The sequence below is a fragment of the Gallaecimonas pentaromativorans genome (assembly GCF_003751625.1).
Classification (GTDB): domain Bacteria; phylum Pseudomonadota; class Gammaproteobacteria; order Enterobacterales; family Gallaecimonadaceae; genus Gallaecimonas; species Gallaecimonas pentaromativorans.
In genome coordinates this window covers 357235-376018 of record NZ_RJUL01000001.1, presented here as the reverse complement: position 1 = coordinate 376018, position 18784 = coordinate 357235, and the positions used below count along the sequence as shown (strand labels likewise).

Genomic DNA, 18784 nt, shown 5'->3' with positions numbered 1-18784 from the left:
TATGAAACGTCATCAGATGCTAATGGCCGGCTTGGTGCTGGTATTGACCGCCATGAGCCAGGCCTTTGCTGCCGGGGGGGACTTCAAGGAAGGTACCGATTATGAGGTGCTGAAGACCCCCATCACCGCCGATACCGATAAGCCGTTTTTGATTGAGTATCTGTGGCTCGGTTGCCCGCACTGTCAGGCCCTTAACCCCTATATGCTCCAGTACGAGAAAGACCATCCCAATGTGGAGATCGTGCGCAAGCCCGGTATCGGCCCCAAGCGCTGGGTGCTGGATGCCCATATCTTTTTCGCACTCTATGAAACCGGTAACGGTAAGCTGTTTGCCCCGTTGATGGACTTCTACCACAACCTGGAGACCAAAGAGCGGCGCCTGCCCGACCAAAACGATATCAACGGCTTTTTGAAGAGCCACAATATCGACCAGAAGCGTTTCAACGAAGCCATGACCAGCTTCGAAACCATGAACAACCTGCAGCGCACCCTCAAAGAAGAGCAAAGCATCAACCTGACTGCGGTGCCTACCGTTGTGGTGGCCGGTAAGTACAAGTTGCTGGCGCCCGCGGAAGGTGAGGGCGATGCGATCAAACGCTACTTCGAGCTGATTGATTACCTTTTGAAGAAAGGTTGAAAAAAGCCCCGCAATGCGGGGCTTTATTTTTGGCTGTCGCGCCAGGTTAACCACAGCCGGGTGTCCAGCTCCAACTGGTGATAAGCCGGTTCGATATGGCAGCACAGCTGGTAGAAGCGCTTGTTGTGGTCCTTTTCCTGAAAATGGGCCAACTCGTGGGCCAATATCATGCTTAAAAACTGTGGCGGCCCTTCTCTGAACAGAGCGGCGATGGTCAGGCTGTTGCGGGTTTTGAGCTTGCTGCCCTGCACCTGGGCCTGGTAGGTGTGCAGCCCCAGGGTGTGTTTGACCGGGCTTAGCTTGGCATCAAAGCGCGCCGAGGCCAGCGGCGGGGCGTTACGCATGTACTGCTCTTTTAGCTCCCGCGCCAGTTGGTAAAGGGCCTTGTCGCTCTGCACCTGGTGGCGCTCGGGGTATTTTCGCTCAAGGTAGAGCCCGAGCTTGTCGTTATCGATGAGATCTTGGGCTTGAACTTGAATAGATTCGGGATACCCCTGCAGGTATTTCAGCATGGCTTGTTGTCGTTCCTCTGCCGTAAATCCGCACTTTGGGCGCCATATTTGGCATATCGCCTTGAATTAAACATGGGATTGTCTATTTAACCATCAGGGCCCATGAAAAAGGCCCCTATCCTGCCACCGGCACCACCTGCCATACAATCACGGAAAAAGGATCTTTCATCATGGGGCTTTTTACCACCATCAGAGGCAAGTACACCCTGGCATTCTCGGTAATGAGTGCCGTGTTTTTGGTTGTGGTTGTGGGCACCTACCTGCTGGTGTCCTACCTTCAGCACAATGTTGGGCGCTACAGCCTTGGGGTGAGTCTTATCCAGAATGCGGACCGGGATTTATACCAGTCGCGTCTGGCACTGAGCAACCTGGTCTATGACCCATCTCCCAGCCCGGCCCTGGCCGAAGATGCCCGCAGCAATGCTCGCCAGGCTTTTGAGCGGATGGACAGCTTTCGCCAGATGGCCGCCGGCCTGCCAGAGGTGCAGCAGCTGTTGGGAGACTTTGACGCCTTTTACCGTGCCTGGCAGCAAAGCAGCGAAGAGGTGATGGCGCTGCAAGACACTGACCCTGCAAAAGCCTCGGCGCTGTTGGCCGGAGCCAACAGCCAGCATTTTTCGCGCCTGCGCGGCCTTTACGACCAATCCGAAGAGCTGATAACCGCCATTGCCAGCGATGAAAAGGCACAAAGCAACGCCTATGCCGACAACTTTAAAAAGGTGGTGCTGGTACTGGCTTGCCTGGTGCTGCTGAGCAGTATCTCCCTGGCCTGGCTGGCACCGCGCAACATTTCCAGGGCCATCAACAAGGTTACCCGTGGGGTGCGGGAGATAAGCTCAGGGGACGGCGACCTTAGCCGGCGTATCAACAACAAAGCCCGCGACGAAACCGGTGAGCTGAGCCGCGAGGTGGACGAGTTTGTCGGCAAGCTGGCCGGGCTCATCATGCAGGTTAAAGCCGGTTGCGACGGTATCCGCAGCGAAATGGGCGATATCGGCAAAGGGGCCGACCAATCCGCCGACCTTAGCGACAAGCAAAACCAGTCTTTGGAGCTTATCGTTACCGCCATCGAACAGATGAGCGCCGCTACCCGCGAAGTGGCTCAAAACGCCACCAGTACCGTAACCGAAGTGGAACAACTGGCCAGCATGACCCGCAGCGGCATGGCGTCTTTGGACAACTCCACCAGCCAGCTGCAGGAACTGTCACTGCAGATAAGCGACGCCGCCGAGGTGATCAATGCACTGTCGGCAAGTTCCGAGCGCATTATCTCGGTGCTGGACGTGATTGTCGGCATTGCCGAGCAGACCAATCTCTTGGCTCTCAATGCCGCCATTGAAGCGGCCCGGGCCGGCGAGCAGGGCCGGGGTTTTGCTGTGGTGGCCGATGAAGTGCGCACCTTGGCCAGCCGCACCCAGGCGTCTACCACCGATATCCAGGCCATGATCAACGAGCTGCAAAACGGCGTTGGCAAGGCGGTCAGCGCCATTTCCGCCAATGTCACCATGGCCAGGGAGACGGTAGAGCATACCGAAGCCGCCAAAGCGGCTCTGGAGCGGGTGCAAGGGGCTTCGGAGCGCATCTATGACCTTAGCGCCCAGACCGCCAGCGCCGTCGAAGAGCAAAGCAAGGTAGCCGAGACCATCAATGAAAACCTCAGCGAACTGGCGCAGATGTCCGGGCGGATCAAAGAGATCTCCAGCAAGGTCAGCCAGTCGGTGCAGCAAACCCTGAGTAATTCCAACCAGTTGGCAGGGCAGGTCAAACGCTTCTCCGTCTAACCCCTCTCGTTTGAATAGCTGTGGCCCGGCGCAGTGCCGGGCCGCTGGCTTTTCGCCTCATTTACCAGCGCTGGTAAATGCCCTTGCTGTAGAGGTTCCACTCGGCAGCGCGGCGGTTGGCAAGGCCCTGGTTGAACTTGCCTTGGGATTTATCCCAGGCTTTCCACGCTTCTTCTAAATCCGCATAAGGGGTTGGTGTGGCGGGGTCGTTCACCAATTTCAGTACCGACGAGCTGCTAAAGGCGCCAATGCCGATGTTAAACATCAATATTACCAAGGCATCGAACTTGTACTGGGTGAGGGTGCGGGTCACCAGGCGGTTTACGGCTTGTTCAAAGGGGGCCAGGTCACTTTTAAAAAGGGCCTCGGCGCCGGCCACATTCAAGCCGTCTGCGTAAAGGGGCCACTGCGCTTCGCTGATAAGATGCCCGTAGCCGATGGTGGCGCCAGGCAGCCATTGGTGGATCACGTTACCACTTTGGTCGTCGTAGGGTTTGAGAGCCAGGGTCTCGATGCTTTTGAGAAGGTCAAGGCCTTGAGGGCTTAGGGATAAGGCGTTCATCAATTCACCTCCGTTGTGACAGGCCCTTAGCAAACCGCAGCGCGGTATTGCTCGGTAAGGGGAAGGCCTTCCCCGTCCTGGGGCCTGGTTGACTAATTAATAGCCCGTTTTGGAGGTTTGTTTGAGAAGCACATGGCGGTTACCTGCCGCTGGCCAACCGCTCTTTCAGTAAAACCGCTAGTGGCTGGCGGTTAGACCGGCATCGGCCTCGGCGGGTTGGTCGACGGTGGCGGTCAGGTATTGCTGGTAAGTGTCTTGGCCCCAGCCAATCAGTTTGTCGTCGCTGAACAGCAGCGGCGTGCATTCATCCCTGGTGGTAATGCCATCGGATTTGGTCTGGTGGGTGCGATAAAACAGAATGGTCAGGGCTTTGCCCTGGCTGAACTTGGCTTCACTGAAATCGGCGCTGCCCATCAACTGGTGGATATGCTCAGCACTCAGGCCCAGCTGCAACTCAGCTAATTTGCGCTGGTTGTAGGCCTGGCGGTCTTCCCAGCTCATGTTGTCCACCGACGGCTGATAGAAGATCAGCACCATGCCAACGTAGGCAGCGTAAGCCAGCACAATGGCGGCTACCACCCAAGGCATTTTGCTTTTCATGGTCATCCCTTAACATTTGCGCTTCATTAATGAGCCTGTTATGAAACATCAGCAGCTGCTGGCTGTAAACCGCAGCTTTGTAAGCGGGTATTTGACAATGCCTGGCCTGCTTGCCTGTTTGTGGCGCAAAGCTTTGAAATTAAACCATTAAATGATTTTAAGCTGTGGGTGGCTCCCTGGGTGTTTAGCCAGACCCAGCTCATTGTTCAAGGAGGAACGCCATGACTTTAGCCTTATTGGCATTAACATCCGTATTGCAATTGCCCGCCGAATGGCTGACCCGCTATATACAAAACGGCATGAACAGCACCGTGGTCAGTGAAGCCGTAATCTACCGGGGCGAAACCGTGCGTTTTAACCACCTGTTTTGGCGCGTCGATAGCCGTTCGGTGTGTTTTGACCAGCAGCAACGCACCAGCGATTACAGTCGCTGCACCCAAAACGCCAAAGCCCTTTTTGACGAACTCTGCCAGCAGGTGGAAGAGCAGCGCCATAAAAACATGTTTTGCCAGGCGGCGGCCAGTTACCGGCCGGTGGTGGCGCAGATCAGCGATTACGGCGCCGGCCAGGTGGCAACCCTGAAGCGCCAATGTGGCGACTTACGGGTCCAGGCCATGGCCGACAAAAGCAAGGTGGCGGAGCGTAACCGGGTATGCGGGCAATATCAGGCGCTGCTGGACGGAGTTGCTCCTTCACCATAAGAGGCTGCAAGCTGCTGAAATCGTTAAATCTTTGTAGGTATTGCTTAACGGTGGCTGGCTGGCGCGGCGTTTTTTGGCGGTGCGTCTGATAAGACTCTCTAAATTTAAAAATATTCTTGGCGCACCACTGGTGGCGAGTGCGCTAAAGAGTAGTATTAAGCCTCTTTTTTCTGTGGGTCCTGGATGTGTCAACTGTGAATGGCGCTGTTGTGATCACCCCTCCTTCTGAAAATGCTGCCAAAGTGGCGGCACCCCCAAGCGGCCGTTTGATCGAGTTCGATCTGTTGCGGGGTCTGGCCATTGTGGTGATTTTGCTGGGCCACTCGGTGGTTAATTCCAACCACGGTTTCCCGGTGTGGTTGGAAAACCTGGTGCGCGGCGGCACCGGTGTTTTTGTGTTTATTTCCGGCTTCTTTTTCCACCGCATTTTTTACAAGCGCTTTGAATACAAAGACTTCATGGTGAAAAAGGCCCAAAACGTCTTTTTACCCTTTTTATGCGTGTCTCTGGTGGGGCTGCTGGTGGGGCTGGCGGGGTCAATGCTGATTGACGGCAGCACCTGGCAGGTGGCTGTAGGCCGTGGCTGGGAGCAGGTGAAAAACGGCTATGTGCTTTTCCCGCACTGGTACATCCCCTTTATCATGCTCACTTTTTTGTGCTCGCCCCTGCACATGCATTACATTCGGCTGCAAACATCGGCGCAGGTCGCTACCTTGCTGGTGTTTTCTCTGGTCGCTATTTTTATGCACCGGCCGCTGGGCAATGTCGATCCGCTGCAGTCCTTGGTGTATTTCACCCCCTTTTATTTGCTGGGCATGCTTTATTCCCAATACCTGCCCTGGTTTCGCCAGTATTACCGTTACTTGTTTGCGCTGTCGCTGCTGGCGTTGGTGGCCACCGTCTGGTTGCAATCCGAAGTCTGGGTACACCTGGGTAATTACCATAAGGCGCCCTTTAAATACGGCGGGGTAGACCTGCAATTTATCCAGAAGATGGGGCTGTGCATTGTGCTTATCGGCCTTTGCGAGCGGCTGACCTGGCAAAAAATATCGGACCACCTTTGCATGCTGGCCAACCTCAGTTTTGCCATTTTCTTCCTGCACCCTCTGCTGGCCTTGGCCTGGGGCAACGGCCACTATTATCTGGTCAAGCACGGCTACCTGGGCGAGCACCAAACCGTGCTGGCCAGCCTTGGGTTGTCGCTGCTGCTGTTTCTGTTCCTACTCTACGGTACCGTGCTGCTGATTAACGTGCTCAAACCACTGCTGGGCGATAAAAGCCGGATGATCATCGGCTGCTAACGTCACCAGGTATATAAAAAAGCCGCCACGTTTTTAAATGTGGCGGCTTTTGTTTATGGGATGTTTTTATTTTATTTAAGTGCATTTTCTTTATTTTGTGCATTAAATTTATTGGCTTTTAATCGCCGAAAAATAGATTTATACCACTAGCTATTAGTCGAATTGTCGGCCGGGAATTTAAATTCTAGATTGCCGATAACCTATAAAAATAGTCAATTTTACGGCAGTGGAGCTTTCGCAGTGAGCATTCCCAACAGTTCTACGCAGGCTTCTGCGCCCGGCAACGGCTGGGCCCAGAAGTGGTGGCATATTCTCGATAACTGGAAAGTCGGCATCATCCCCTTGCCCATCTTTGTGCTGGCCGGGGTGCTTATCCTCATCGATGGCCTGGACGGCGAGTTCCCCAGCAACATGGTGGTAATGACGGCGGTACTGGCCTTCTTCGGCTTTGCCTGCGGCGAGTTCGGCAAGCGCCTGCCACTGCTGGGTAAACTGGGGGCGGCGGCCATCTGCGCCACTTTTATCCCCTCGGCGCTGGTTTTTTACCAGTTGCTGCCCGACGCCATGGTGAGCTCGGTTACCCACTACTTCAAATCCACCAACATTCTGTATCTCTACATTTGCTGCATCATCGTCGGCAGCATCATGAGCATGAATCGCACCGTGCTGATTCAAGGCTTTTTGCGGATCTTCGTGCCCATGGCCTGTGGCGAAGTGGTGGGCATGGCGCTGGGCATGCTGGCGGGGCTGGCCCTTGGCATGGACCCTTTCCACACCTTTTTCTTTATCGTGCTACCCATCATGGCTGGCGGCGTAGGGGAGGGGGCGATACCGCTTTCCATCGGTTATGCCACAGTGCTGCACATGGAGCAGGGCGTGGCCTTTGGCCAAATTCTGCCGATGGTGATGCTGGGCAGCCTGGTGGCCATTATCACCGCCGGGGTACTGAACCAACTGGGCAAGCGCTACCCGCACCTGACCGGCGAAGGCCGGTTGCTGCCGGGCGATAGGCATGACACCGCAGCCAACCTCAACGACCAGGGCAACCCGGTGTTTGATGTGTCTACCATCGCCGCCGGGGCGCTGCTGGCCATTTTGCTGTATATGGTAGGGATGCTGGCCCAGAAATGGACTGGCCTGCCGGCGCCGGTGGCCATGCTGTTTGCCGCGGTGCTTATCAAGCTGTGCCAGGGGGTGTCGCCCAAAATGCTGGAAGGCTCGCGCATGGTGTATCGCTTCTTCCAACAAGCCGTCACCTACCCCATCCTCTTTGCCGTCGGCGTGGCCATTACCCCTTGGCAATCCTTGATGGCGGCCTTCACCCTCTCCAACCTGCTGGTCATTGTGGTGACGGTACTGTCGCTGGTGGCCACCGGTTTTGTGGTAGGCCGCAAGATGGGCATGTACCCCATCGACGTGGCCATTGTCTCGTGCTGCCAAAGCGGCCAGGGCGGCACTGGTGATGTGGCCATTTTAAGTTCCGGCAACCGCATGGTGCTGATGCCCTTCGCGCAAATAGCCACCCGCATTGGCGGCGCCATTAATGTGTCGGTGGCGCTGGCGCTGCTGAATTATTTTCTGGGCTAAAAGAAGTGGCGGCCCGTGCCTGCTTTCACCGGCTGCCTGTTCAGCACCCTGGCCGCAACGTGCCGCGCTTTACCGAGGGTGGCGGTGTTGTGAGGTGACGGGTCTCTTTACTGGCTGCTTACCAGGAACCTAATAGTGCTTTAGCTCAACACTGACCAGGCTTGCAAAGGCCACAATAAAAGGCGTGGCGTAGCGAAACTCGATGCCCGCCGCGCTTAGCAGTGGGTTGAGCAAAAAGATATAGACCAGCAACAGCGGCAAGCCTATCAGCAGTACCTTAATCATATTGACGCGCCGCGCCACGGTGCTGGCGCAGTGGGGGCAGGGGAATCGGCCAGGGCCCGATAACACCGCAAAGTAATGCTTCACCTCAACCTGGCACTTAGGGCACTTCATCCTTGGCTTCTCTTCACAATCAGTTTTAGCGCCAGCTTATCGGCAGCGAGTGCTAACCGGTAGCGCCGTTTTGTAAGCAGTTGATTAGCTGGGCTTTGGTGAGCTGTCGCTAGGGAGTGGATTGGCCGCCCTATGCCATGCGCTCAAGGGCGTCTTCCAAGGCAGTTGAGAGGAATAGACATGCCAAATGTAGGGGGTGACGAGATTCGTGAATAGATACTTGAATAGATTTTTATCGAATTATTTCTTTAAATATCAATTTTTTAAGTCTGATTCTTGGTGGACCATGAATAGATAGTGGTGGGGTGATGAAGAGATACTGTGAGCGGTTCTGGCGGCTCACACTGGTGAGCCTTGGGTGACTGTTGGGCTCGATAAAAGCGCCCTGCATTTACCGGCAGGGCATTATTTCTCGGGGCGGCGTGGCGGCTGGCAACGGCCATCGGTGCAGCCAGCGCCAGGCAGCAACCAACCCGACACTCGGTAGCGATTGGCGGCAAACCACAGATAAAGCCGGTCAGCCAGGCCGCGCAGCAATGGCCAGCGCAGCGGCGCCGTCAACCAACCTCGCCCCACCAAAGACCAGGCCCTGTGGGTCACATCCAGGCCTTTGATAAGTGTCCCATTATCCAGCCCCAACAAAATGCGGCTGGCCTCGGTTTTATCAATCTGCGGCCAGTGCTTGGCAAAATCCGGGTGCTGAATATCTTCAAACCGCAAAGCGCCGCGCCTGTCCAGGCGGCGCAAATGCCGCACCTCGTTAACGCAAAGCGGGCAATAGCCGTCAAAGAAGAGAATAAGGGTTGGCAAAGTGAACCTCCTTTTGCGCAGGGTATACGCAAAGGCGCGGCGTTAGGTTTGGCAGGTGGCTAGGTTCCAGCAAGAAAGGCCGCTTGGATATCAGTTTTAATTGGTTGGATTTGAAAGCTTTTTTGCAAGTTGGTTGTACCAGATGCAAAAAGCCGCCGGCTTGAAACAACCGGCGGCATGATGAGTTATTTATTCCATTTAGCCGGATTGAACTTGGCGTAGCTCACTTTGATGGCATCTATCTCTGCTCCCGACCTGCCGGCAAACCCCAGCACAAAAGCACCAGCGGGAGGTGTCCAATCGTAAGGGCCGCCACCGCCGCCACTACCACCGATTTGATTGCCGCCAGTGATTTGGATATGAAGTTGGTCAACCCTAGAACCGCTGCGGCCCCAAACCTTGGTGACAAACTGCCCTGGCAGTAATTGCAGGGTGCCTTGGTCACCGCCGCCGTTGCCACCGTGCACTTTAGTTTCATCGCTGGCGTTGTCGCTGGCATAAGTGGTGCGCAGCTGATCGGTGCGGGCGCCGGTTCGCAAGCCAATTGAGCTGATGCGGGTCTTGTTGCGGATGTAGGTGTTGATGTTTACGTCGTCAAAGGGGCCACCACCGCTGCCACCCCATTGCGGGCTATACATCACATCGAAGCTCAGTTCCGGGCTGCCGTTTTGCAGTGAAGGCAGCGTGGGCGGCTGAAAATCGGCGGTGGGGTCGGTGGCGTACTCGCTCATCTGCGTCTGGATGATGTCGATATCATGGGTAGCCGTTTTGGTATTGGCCTTGAGCGCCTCGTCGTTAAAATTCCCGTACACCTCATAAACGCCGGCCAGCCAGCTCATTTGGTTTTTGGCTTCGGTAATTTTCACCAGGCTATCGGTCAGGCCTTGCTGGATCCCGGAGCCGGTAAAGTAGAGCCGGTTTTTACGCACTTTCGCAAAGCCGCTGCCAGCGCCCGGTACGTTTTCATAGCCATTGGACGAGATGCCGATGATCACCGGCGCATCAACCGGAACAGAAGGGAACTTCACGGCAAAATCGATAAATTCTTCAGGCTTGGGCAACTGCGGATTGCGATGCCCGGTAATGCGCTGATGGAAGGAGTAGTTCACATTGGTGGTTTTCAGGAAGTTAGACATGGCCACCTGCAAGCTGCCGCCGACGGTCACGCCATCAAAGACCCCGTTGGCTTTAAGGCTGCTTACCACGGAGGTTTGTTCTTCCCGGGTCTCAGAAAAGAAGGTGTAAACCGCCATGTATTCGCCGCCGCTGGCCAGGCGTGAAACAAAAGAGTCGCCGTAATACTGCACAAACTCATTGGCCTGCTGGTCGTTGGTGGGGATCTCAATGCCTTTTTTGAAGGCTACATCGGTAATACTCTCGCTACCTATTTCATGGCTGGCGTAGACGGTGACCGAAACGCTGTGGGTGGTTACCTTCAGTTGCGACATAAATTCGAGCTTCTGGTCAACGCTACCCATCGGCCCAAAGCCCACCGAGAGCGATTGATCGATAGACAACGATTTTGCCAACTCCTCTGTGGTCATACAGACCGAGCAGCTCACTTCACTTTGCCCGCCGGTGTTGGTGAACTGGCCTTCTACCGCTGTGGAAAGGCCAGAGCCCAGCACGCTGTTGTAGCCCTGAAACAGGGCCATGGGCGGCGAGGCGAAAACGGCAGATTTTACAGAGACTTCGGCGGTTGTCTTGGCCGAAGAAGGGGATAATTGGCTGGACATGGTTCACTCCTTGAATGTGTTGCACCTAAATGTGCTCGCTAACCATGGGATAAATCCCTGCAGGTTTCCATGACATTTGGTTGAAAATCATTCATGAGTGAAGCTCTGTTGTAGCGGTTCCCGTAAGCCAGTCGCTGTGGGCCTATAGAGTGGTTCAAAATGAGCAGGCTTCAACAGCAGAGTCGGTGTCGTTTTATGTGAAGAGGTTCTCTTCTAACTTCATCAGTAAAGCGAAAATTAGTGTTCATGGTTTTACTAAGTTAGGCGAGAAACTTTATTTTTTTCATTTTGATACTTATCATGACAGTTATCTGAAGCTAAGCATAAGGATATGCTAATGTCCAGTGTTAAAAATATTTCTATAGTGACTGATAAAGAAATCATACCTTTTAGTAGAGATTTCTCTAATTATTTATTCCCTGTTGACCAAATAAAGAAGTATTGCATAAAAATAGACAGTGAAGTTTTAAATCAAGGGATGGATAAAGGGCTTCCAGCAACACTATTAAATAAAAATCCTAATCGCTTTGCTGGGCCATTAAGCAGTAATGCAACTAAGCCTGTTGGTGCGCAGAAAAAGCAGGCGGCTTTAGAGTCATTAGATCGTGGCTTCGCACATGGTATGGCTGTCAGTGCGGAGAGGGCTGCTTGGAAGGGAAAGCCAGTTTATCCTCAGGGCGTGTCCAAGGCTATGGCACCAATACAGCCTGTGAGTGGGATAAATAGCCGTAATATAGGCAGAGCGTCAGGCGCGTATTTGTTAGGTCTTCTTATTCAAGAAGGCAGTGAAATAGCGTTATTTCGTGGAGTAAGAGACCTCGTTGAAAGTTTAGATCTGAAAATCAAGGATTCAGACAAAGGTATGAAATCGGCTTTAGTTATTGTTCGATTGGACTACTTACGGATCAGTACTGATTACGGCCGCGCCCCTAAAATAATAGGTGCGTATCTTGAAGAAAAGCTTGATCCTGATGACTACTTCTCCGCAGTAAAAAAGTAAATGATCTCGTTATTAACTATTGTCATCCCCAATTATCGAAAGAGAAAGTTGGAATCACAATTCTAGACTCAGATAAACTTAACAGCAGCGGTATGTATAGTACGGCTTTACTTTATTTGAAAGTGGATTTCTAAGTATGAGTGCCAAAAATAAGTTAAATATCTATTTGATAATGTCGATAATCGTTGCAAGCATTTTTATCACTGCTTGCAGTGATAGTAGTGGTCCTGAAAATGGAGAAGCTATTTTCGAAAAAGCTGTCCGGATGCAAGACAATGTTACACCGGGCACTGATGAATATAACCAGTTTTTAAGTTTGCTAGAAAAATCATCAGAACTTCACTATCCGATAGCTCAATATCGATATGGTGAAATATTGTTAAAAGGGACTGGTACTAAGAAAGATATATCAAAAGCTCTTATTCTACTAAATGAATCAAAAGACAAAGAGCCAAGAAGCAAAGAATTACTGGCGTTGATTTACCTGCAAGAGTCTGCACCGGGGGCTGTGCCATTGGATACAGATAAAGGTGTTAAATTACTTACAGAGAGTGCAAGCGCAGGGTTGGAAACATCGCAATACTTGCTTGGTACTTTTTATCTGCATGGTGATGACGGCATTAAACAAGATAATCTTCAAGCTTACTATTGGTTAAGGCGCGCCGCTGAGCAAAACAACAAAGTCGCACAGCTGACGCTCGCGCGTATTGTGGGCCAGGGTTTTAACGTGCCAGCTGATAAAAAAGCCAGTGAGGAATGGGAATGTATTGCTAACAACCAGCATGGCTTTGATAGTTTTGGGATTTGTGAAAACTAATCTTACATAGATGAGTTCTTAGGGTTTTCAGATGGTGTTTTTTATTAAGTTGAATCAGAATACTAAAACTATACTCGCAGTCATTTTTCTAATGCCTTTATTTTTTTTACTGCTGGCTTTTTGCGGCTGGTACCTTTTTTTCGAGAATGCCTTCATAAATAAACTGCTAGCAGAAAAAGGATCTTTAATTGTCATCGATAGCACTGTTGACTATTGTCTCTCAGCTGTCTTAGTTTTTTTACCAGGATTATTTTTTGTACCGTTTAGTGCCTATTTCAAGATTAAGGGATTGGAAGACCACAAAGTGGCACAGTTCTTTAATAAAATAATGGTAGGTGTGTGTTTAGTTTCTCTTGCCTCTTTGTTCTTCGGGCCTTTGGCACTAACACAATACTGGGAAACAAAAGCGGAAGAAGCAGGTTATACGCGTTGCCCTTCTATGACTTTGTTGATAAACCGGATCCATTACACCGCATGGATGCAAGATATCTATTACTGTGATGATCCCAGTGTTGCTCGGATCTTAGGTAGAGGTAGTCATCAAGAAGTGGAAGAGGTTAACCAATACATCCGTCGCCAGAATAGAGAGTAGGCATTATTTCCCAAACTTGATAACGAACTGGTGCGAGTACATCTTTTAGTGGCGGTCGTCACTTAACTCTTTGATATTTTTCACTGGCACTTTTTCAACGCCTCTGAAAACAAAAGCGTGTATTGGCTTTGGATTGTGCTTTGGTAAATCTCTCCTTGGCCAAGCGTAACTGTGCAGCTATTTGGGAAGTCTATCTGTACGGAAGAGACCGATTTTACCATTGAGTCGCTCTGGCTATGTGACCGCATTCCCGATGTCCATTCAATATGTTCGCCCTGGCCAAGTTTGCCTTGTGACAGTGTAGAAGTGTTATCCCAGGTAACGGTATAGTGAGCTGGATAAGGAGTGTTATTCTCTATGCCAAAAACAGCAATGCCTTCACCTTGGTAAAGGCACCCCGTAAGGAGCAGCACAGAGGCGTAAAAAACTAATTTACCCATGATAATTTACTCAGCCAGATAAGTATTTTTATATTGAATTTTTCTTCTACTCATTTTAAACGGCATCTGGGTGTCGGGATTGATGAAGTTATAATAGTTCTTTATTAGTAGGTCTTCTTTAAATATCTCACTATTCATCCATGAATAGTTGAATACTAGTTGCATGTTAATTTACCAACAAGAAGAAAGGTTGTTTCTGCACTTTAGGTGCTTTGAAATGTTAGCGCGATAGCTATATTCCGTCGATAGCTTTGTGGCTTTTCGGCTGTTCGGGTAGCCGTATAAGATGACAGGTCAGTTTCCGTGCATTTTTCTTGCATTTTAGTTCTCGCCTTGTCACCTTAATGCCTAGTGAACAAGTGCCAGGGACAGGCTGCCGTACTCACCCGCCCCGGGCCAAGTCAGTGGAAGACGCTATGGCCAAGTTTCTCAATACCAGTGCCACCAATTACTTTCTGGAAGAGCTGATCAAAGGCGCCCGTGATCGCCTGATCCTCATTAGCCCCTACCTCAAGCTCAACGACCGCATTAAAGAGCTGTTGGAAGACAAGAACCGCCTCAAGATTGATGTGCGCATTGTCTATGGCAAGGTGGAGCTGCAACCAGAAGAGATCAGCTGGCTTAACAAGCTCGACTTTGTGCGCACCAGCTTCTGCAAGAACCTTCACGCCAAGTGCTACCTCAACGAGCAGATGTGCATCGTTACCAGCCTTAACCTCTACGAGTTCAGCCAGATCAACAACAACGAGATGGGCATCCTCATCGAGCGGGATGACGACGCCGAGCTGTTCAAAGACGCCTATGAAGAAGCCCAGCGCATTATCCGCATCAGCGATGAAGTGCGCATGTCTCTGGAAAAGGTGGTGGCCCAAGAGCCCCCCAAAGCCGAAGAAGCCAGCGAAGAGGGCGAAGACGAAGAACAACACAGCAAACTCACCACCTCCAAGCTCGCCCAGAAACACGGCCTGAAAACTGCCGAGATGCTCGACAAACTGATAACCGCCGGTTACCTGGAACTCAAAGGCGATAAGCACTTCATCACCGAAAAAGGTAAAGAAGCGGGTGGTGAGTTCCGCATGAGTAAGCGCTTTGGCGGGTATTTTTTGTGGCCGGATGAAATATATATGTGAGTATTGCTTTTTATATTTATTTTAGAAATGGAAGTTGTCAGTTTTCTTATAATTGAAAAGGTTCATTAGATGCAAGATGATAAAATAATTTCTTTGAGTCAAATATCTCCATATATGTCTGTCTTGCTCTGTGAAACTAAAAATAAAAGCTATGCTTTAGATGATACAGTTATTCAGTTTTGGAACTGGATAGATGATTTCAAAGACGGAAGTAACTATAGTGAAAACTCGCAATATTATGAATCAAATGGTGATGTCGAATCATTGATGGTTCGTCTATATACATATCAGTTAGATAAGAAACCTTCTTGGTGGCAGTTATCTCCAAATAGTAATTTAGAGCAGCACGTTGCAATCTTTATTCAATATGGTTCGTTTGTTGCCATTCATTTTTCTCAGGGTGAATTAAAAGAGAAATTAAGAAAGGCTTTAATCAAGACAAATTATTTCTCAAATCTAAGACCAGTTTCTCTTGCTACTTTGAATGATCTATTTATTAATGAAGAGGATATTAGAACTCTTTGGATGCAAAGTGTATCTGGTAATAGTCCGTTCATGCCAAAATCCAAAACAATTGGAGGTGAAGAGCTTGCTGATAAACTTGATCCAATCGTTGACCAATTCTTTATGATGTCTGCCGTTCGAACTAAAAGTGAGAATGAAACATCTGTAGGTATAAATCCTTTTAAGTCAGTTATATGGAAAGGTAAGTGTGGTAGTTGGAGTAGTTTTGAGAACCAAGTTGTTGAAATATTGGACAAGCTTAATCGGAGTGTGACCAGAAGAAAAAAGCCGATAAGTATACTTGCTTATCCCATCGATGATATTACAGATCTACAAGGTTATTATGATTTTTCTTTAATCGATAAAGATTTTATTCCTGAAGAGTGTGTTCAAGATAGGGAGCTAATAGAAAATATTGAAAGTGAGTTTGTTATTGTTCCGTCAACCTCGCCAAGTTCGATATTAAATGGCTGTGTTGTATCTATTGATATTCTTGAAAGTAGTAATAAAGTTGCGGTCTTGACTGCGTATCCTGAAATAGAAGACTACTCAATAAGTTTCACAAAGATTTCTGTAACAGAGTTATCTAAAAATAAAAATAAAAATAAGTTCAGAAGGGTTGAAAGGCTATTTTCTCATTATCCTCACTTGATTAAATGTTGGTATGAGTCTGGTCATTCAATCATTGGTGGCCTAGCCTTTGAAAATGAATATCGAGATGTTGTTTTTGATGGATTTATTTGGCACGGTTTCTCTCGCTATAGTGTAATTAAGGAAAAGCCTGGCAGCGATCCAAGACGACCTGATTTTAGTCTGATAGGAAGAGATGACTCGTTATTTTCTTGGGTTCGGCTTAATTGGAATAGTGCATGGATGGAGAAAAATGGTTGCTTCAGTGACAATCAAAAGGGATGGTTCTTTTGTGACGATGGAAGTGGAGAGATCGCAGATTTTATACATATGAGAAAGAAGGATGATGTTTATTATATTAGCTTGATTCATGTGAAGGCAGCCGGTTCAGATAGGAAAGAAAGAAAACTTTCAGTTGGTGTTTTTGACACTGTTGTTGCACAAGCGGTGAAGAATATGCGTCATGTTAGAAGAAAGAATCTATATGAAGAATTAAAGGGACGAGGTAGTCTATCTAAGAAGAAGTGTTGGTTTGATAATCAGGAAATGAATCCTGAGGACTTTTTGTTAGAGTTGAATACAATTAAAGAGTCTCAAACGAAGTATAAGGTTATAGTAATCCAGCCCCATATAACTAAAAATTCATATAATGATGGATTTGATACTAAAATACGAAAGCAATTAGACGCTGTATTGGTTAATGCAAAAAATGCTATTAATGGTTTGTCTGCGGATTTTTATGTTGTTGGTAGCGAATGAACTATTTTTACTTATTGGGATTTATAGAGGACACCAAACTTTAATCTTTTTTAAAAATAAAAAATTTATAGATAAGGCCGAGAACGAAAAGCAATCTCCAGGCTCTTGGTGTAGCTCTTCCGCCCGTTAAGTGCAGCGCCTCGCGGGAGGGAGTGGAGGGACAGCCGAGACAGGATGTGAGGTGGCTGCCTAAATAGCTGTGCCAAATAGTAGATCACCTTGGGCAGCCTACGAAGCCCATGTTTTCGCGGGCTGTAGCTATATAGGGTGGCTCACAATTAGGAACAGTTATTTGGGGGCTGCTGAGTGCGAGTACAGGAAGTACGAGCCGGAATGAGCCGCCAGGGATGGTTGACAACTTATTCGCTGTATTTTGCCAATAAATTAGTTGGAGATATGGGGAGTTCATTGTCCGGTGGGTAGGCTCTGCGGATGGGGTATTTATAAAAATTCGGTGTCTAGATAAATCAACTTCTTATGGCCTAATAATTTAATTTATGATGTGACTAGTCAATATAAACTGAGTGACAAAACAAGGGGTTCTATATGTTGAGAGTGTTTTTCGCTCTGCTTTTCATCTCATTTAATGCACTGGCTGACAATTGTTCTAATCTCTATGAGCAGCACTTAGCGACTGATGCAAAGCTGACTTATGAAAAATTTGACCAAACCATGGGTGAAGGATTCAGGGCTCTTGAAAAGGAGAAGTGCTTTCTTGAGGCCGCTAATCTGATTAGCTTTTATATAAAAGAAACCCAGAATAAAGAAATATCTCTAAGGTGGCATTTAGCTCAAATGAGAGCCTTGTCTGGAGACTATCAGTCTGCAATTAATAATGCTAAATTGAGCCTGGTTTCTTCTGAAATGCAAGCGAAGTTTCCAATAAAGTGGAATGATTTCGTAGAGGCAAACATTGGGTTTTGGGAAAGAGACAAAGATAAGCTGGTTCGATACAGAAATGAAGTCAGTACCGGGGCTAAAATAAAGCCTAACGAAATCAACTTGGTTTTTCTGGATAGGTTAATTAACAATTTCAGTGAGACTTACCAGGTTGCTATGTATGGTAATGACAAGGGATCTTAAGAAATATATCCGTTGGATTTTTCCAACTAGTTATAGAAGGCAGTCACTTTGAATATAAAGTCAAAGTGTTGGAACGAAGGCTGCGAACGAATAGCAACCTCCGTGCTTTCTCGCACGATAGAGCTAGTGCGAGCGGCCAACTTGGTTGAGCGTTTGGGCGGTCGAGGCTTAGCACGATTGTAGTAAGTGCGGTGAAATGGCCATAGGTTGGATGAGTTTATTACAGGTTATGTGAAAAGCCCGGTTGCGGCCGGGCTTCTCATCTCACCACTCCCTTTTTTAGATCTTGAGAGAAATAAAGATAAGTTGGTAGTGAGAAAATAATAAGGGTAGCAATTGAAATAGGCAGTGATACAGCCACTTCGTCAAGCTGGTAAGCGCCAGGTCGAGAATAGGCATAATAAAAGACGGTAAGATTTGAAAATATCGAAATAGACAACATTACCTTCCAGAAATTAATGCTTCTTATTATATATTTTTCAAATGCATAGCAATAACTTGAAACTAATAGGAAGTAATCGCTAACCATAACCAATATGGATATCCATATCGGATGTGTAGGCTTCAAAATATCTGGCGAAGTTAAGTCAGAAAACGTGCCAGCAAGGGTAGTTGCAAGCATAATAAAGAAAAGAACTTTCCAACCTATCCGTTTCATTTCCACCACAATCATCCTTGATAAATAGACAATATCGTTTTCGTTATAAATTAAATCACAACGATAATAAAAGATTCCGTTCTTCAGCCACTTTTACTGGGGCGGCGTTGGTGGGCCTAAAGCCTCTAAGCTATTCAAACATCAGTCAAAGGTATCAAGGTCATCATCGCCAAAAGAGGTATTGACCAGGGTACCTATATAAAAGGCGATGTAGACGAGCCCTGTCATCTGGTAGAAGGGGTAGGCATGGATACGAAACAGGTAGCTTGTCAGCAATAACAGCAGGCACATGATCAGCAGTACAACTCTTGATACCCAAAGAGTATGGCTGTTGGGTTTGTCCAGCGCAGGTATCTTGTAAGACAGCCAAACTGAAAAGAGCACCACCACACAATAACCGGTATCGACGTAAGGGAACTCCAATTTTAACAAAAAGGTTATGATGACTAAGGGAATGAAACTGGCCATCAGAAAACGCTGCGTCGGCCTTGAAGGGTTTTCTTCTTTGAAGTCCACGCTCTATCCTTCTGTTTTCTTGGTTCCATGTA

The 18784-nt window shown here is 48.8% G+C and carries 18 protein-coding genes and 1 pseudogene; 11 read left to right on the top strand and 8 right to left on the bottom strand.

Going from position 1 to position 18784, the window contains the following annotated elements; genetic code table 11:
* Nucleotide 1: 1 nt before the first annotated feature.
* Nucleotides 2–637, top strand: coding sequence for a DsbA family protein (locus EDC28_RS01680; RefSeq protein WP_123420458.1), 636 nt, complete (start codon nucleotides 2–4; stop codon nucleotides 635–637).
* A 23-nt stretch (nucleotides 638–660) separates the two neighbouring features.
* On the opposite strand, the gene EDC28_RS01675 is transcribed toward EDC28_RS01680, so the two are convergent.
* Nucleotides 661–1149 carry a YgjP-like metallopeptidase domain-containing protein gene (locus tag EDC28_RS01675; protein ID WP_123420457.1) on the bottom strand — a complete coding sequence of 163 codons (489 nt, stop codon included), beginning with the start codon at nucleotides 1147–1149 and terminating at the stop codon, nucleotides 661–663.
* A 170-nt stretch (nucleotides 1150–1319) separates the two neighbouring features.
* Here EDC28_RS01675 and EDC28_RS01670 point away from each other — a divergent pair, with 170 nt between their 5' ends.
* The gene (locus EDC28_RS01670) at nucleotides 1320–2930 is read left to right on the top strand and encodes a methyl-accepting chemotaxis protein (RefSeq protein ID WP_123420456.1); all 1611 of its coding nucleotides are present in this window, start codon (nucleotides 1320–1322) and stop codon (nucleotides 2928–2930) included.
* Between the two features lie 61 nt (nucleotides 2931–2991).
* Here EDC28_RS01670 and EDC28_RS01665 read toward each other — a convergent pair whose 3' ends face one another.
* Both EDC28_RS01665 and EDC28_RS01660 read right to left on the bottom strand, forming a co-directional pair.
* The gene (locus EDC28_RS01665; protein WP_123420455.1) at nucleotides 2992–3492 is read right to left on the bottom strand and encodes a lysozyme; all 501 of its coding nucleotides are present in this window, start codon (nucleotides 3490–3492) and stop codon (nucleotides 2992–2994) included.
* Nucleotides 3493–3669: 177 nt separating this feature from the next.
* Entirely contained in the window at nucleotides 3670–4092 is a 423-nt protein-coding gene (locus EDC28_RS01660; RefSeq protein WP_050657924.1) for a DUF3192 domain-containing protein, read from the bottom strand.
* Nucleotides 4093–4313: 221 nt separating this feature from the next.
* On the opposite strand from EDC28_RS01660, the gene EDC28_RS01655 reads away from it, so the two are divergent.
* The 3 genes and pseudogenes from EDC28_RS01655 to EDC28_RS01645 all read left to right on the top strand — a co-directional run.
* On the top strand, nucleotides 4314–4793 hold the full coding sequence (locus EDC28_RS01655; RefSeq protein ID WP_123420454.1) for a hypothetical protein: 480 nt from the start codon (nucleotides 4314–4316) through the stop codon (nucleotides 4791–4793).
* A 209-nt stretch (nucleotides 4794–5002) separates the two neighbouring features.
* Nucleotides 5003–6094: an acyltransferase family protein gene (locus EDC28_RS01650; RefSeq protein ID WP_211355708.1), complete on the top strand. Its 1092-nt coding sequence runs from the start codon at nucleotides 5003–5005 to the stop codon at nucleotides 6092–6094.
* 294 nt (nucleotides 6095–6388) lie between these two features.
* Nucleotides 6389–7681 (top strand): annotated as a pseudogene (locus EDC28_RS01645) (2-hydroxycarboxylate transporter family protein); the annotation flags it as partial.
* A 129-nt stretch (nucleotides 7682–7810) separates the two neighbouring features.
* On the opposite strand, the gene EDC28_RS01640 reads toward EDC28_RS01645, so the two are convergent.
* The 3 genes from EDC28_RS01640 to EDC28_RS01630 form a co-directional block, all read right to left on the bottom strand.
* Entirely contained in the window at nucleotides 7811–8077 is a 267-nt protein-coding gene (locus EDC28_RS01640) for a hypothetical protein (protein ID WP_123420451.1), read from the bottom strand.
* Between the two features lie 405 nt (nucleotides 8078–8482).
* A complete protein-coding gene (locus tag EDC28_RS01635) occupies nucleotides 8483–8887 on the bottom strand; it encodes a thiol-disulfide oxidoreductase DCC family protein (RefSeq protein WP_123420450.1) in 405 nt (134 codons plus the stop codon).
* A 185-nt stretch (nucleotides 8888–9072) separates the two neighbouring features.
* Nucleotides 9073–10623, bottom strand: coding sequence for a jacalin-like lectin (locus EDC28_RS01630; RefSeq protein WP_123420449.1), 1551 nt, complete (start codon nucleotides 10621–10623; stop codon nucleotides 9073–9075).
* A gap of 337 nt (nucleotides 10624–10960) precedes the next feature.
* On the opposite strand from EDC28_RS01630, the gene EDC28_RS01625 reads away from it, so the two are divergent.
* The 6 genes from EDC28_RS01625 (at nucleotide 10961) to EDC28_RS01600 (ending at nucleotide 17578) form a co-directional block, all read left to right on the top strand.
* The gene (locus EDC28_RS01625; RefSeq protein ID WP_123420448.1) at nucleotides 10961–11623 is read left to right on the top strand and encodes a type 1 periplasmic-binding domain-containing protein; all 663 of its coding nucleotides are present in this window, start codon (nucleotides 10961–10963) and stop codon (nucleotides 11621–11623) included.
* A gap of 136 nt (nucleotides 11624–11759) precedes the next feature.
* Nucleotides 11760–12440 (top strand): tetratricopeptide repeat protein, encoded by a 681-nt coding sequence (locus EDC28_RS01620; RefSeq protein WP_123420447.1) that lies wholly within the window; start codon nucleotides 11760–11762, stop codon nucleotides 12438–12440.
* A gap of 31 nt (nucleotides 12441–12471) precedes the next feature.
* Nucleotides 12472–13032, top strand: a complete 561-nt coding sequence (locus EDC28_RS01615; protein ID WP_123420446.1) for a hypothetical protein — start codon at nucleotides 12472–12474, stop codon at nucleotides 13030–13032.
* An 856-nt stretch (nucleotides 13033–13888) separates the two neighbouring features.
* Nucleotides 13889–14602 carry a phospholipase D family protein gene (locus EDC28_RS01610; RefSeq protein ID WP_123420445.1) on the top strand — a complete coding sequence of 238 codons (714 nt, stop codon included), beginning with the start codon at nucleotides 13889–13891 and terminating at the stop codon, nucleotides 14600–14602.
* 69 nt (nucleotides 14603–14671) lie between these two features.
* On the top strand, nucleotides 14672–16495 hold the full coding sequence (locus EDC28_RS19930) for a hypothetical protein (RefSeq protein ID WP_148049779.1): 1824 nt from the start codon (nucleotides 14672–14674) through the stop codon (nucleotides 16493–16495).
* 546 nt (nucleotides 16496–17041) lie between these two features.
* A complete protein-coding gene (locus EDC28_RS01600) occupies nucleotides 17042–17578 on the top strand; it encodes a hypothetical protein (protein ID WP_123420443.1) in 537 nt (178 codons plus the stop codon).
* A 259-nt stretch (nucleotides 17579–17837) separates the two neighbouring features.
* On the opposite strand, the gene EDC28_RS19925 is transcribed toward EDC28_RS01600, so the two are convergent.
* Nucleotides 17838–18242: a hypothetical protein gene (locus EDC28_RS19925; RefSeq protein WP_148049778.1), complete on the bottom strand. Its 405-nt coding sequence runs from the start codon at nucleotides 18240–18242 to the stop codon at nucleotides 17838–17840.
* Nucleotides 18243–18377: 135 nt separating this feature from the next.
* Nucleotides 18378–18752, bottom strand: a complete 375-nt coding sequence (locus tag EDC28_RS01595; protein ID WP_123420442.1) for a hypothetical protein — start codon at nucleotides 18750–18752, stop codon at nucleotides 18378–18380.
* Nucleotides 18753–18784: the final 32 nt, after the last annotated feature.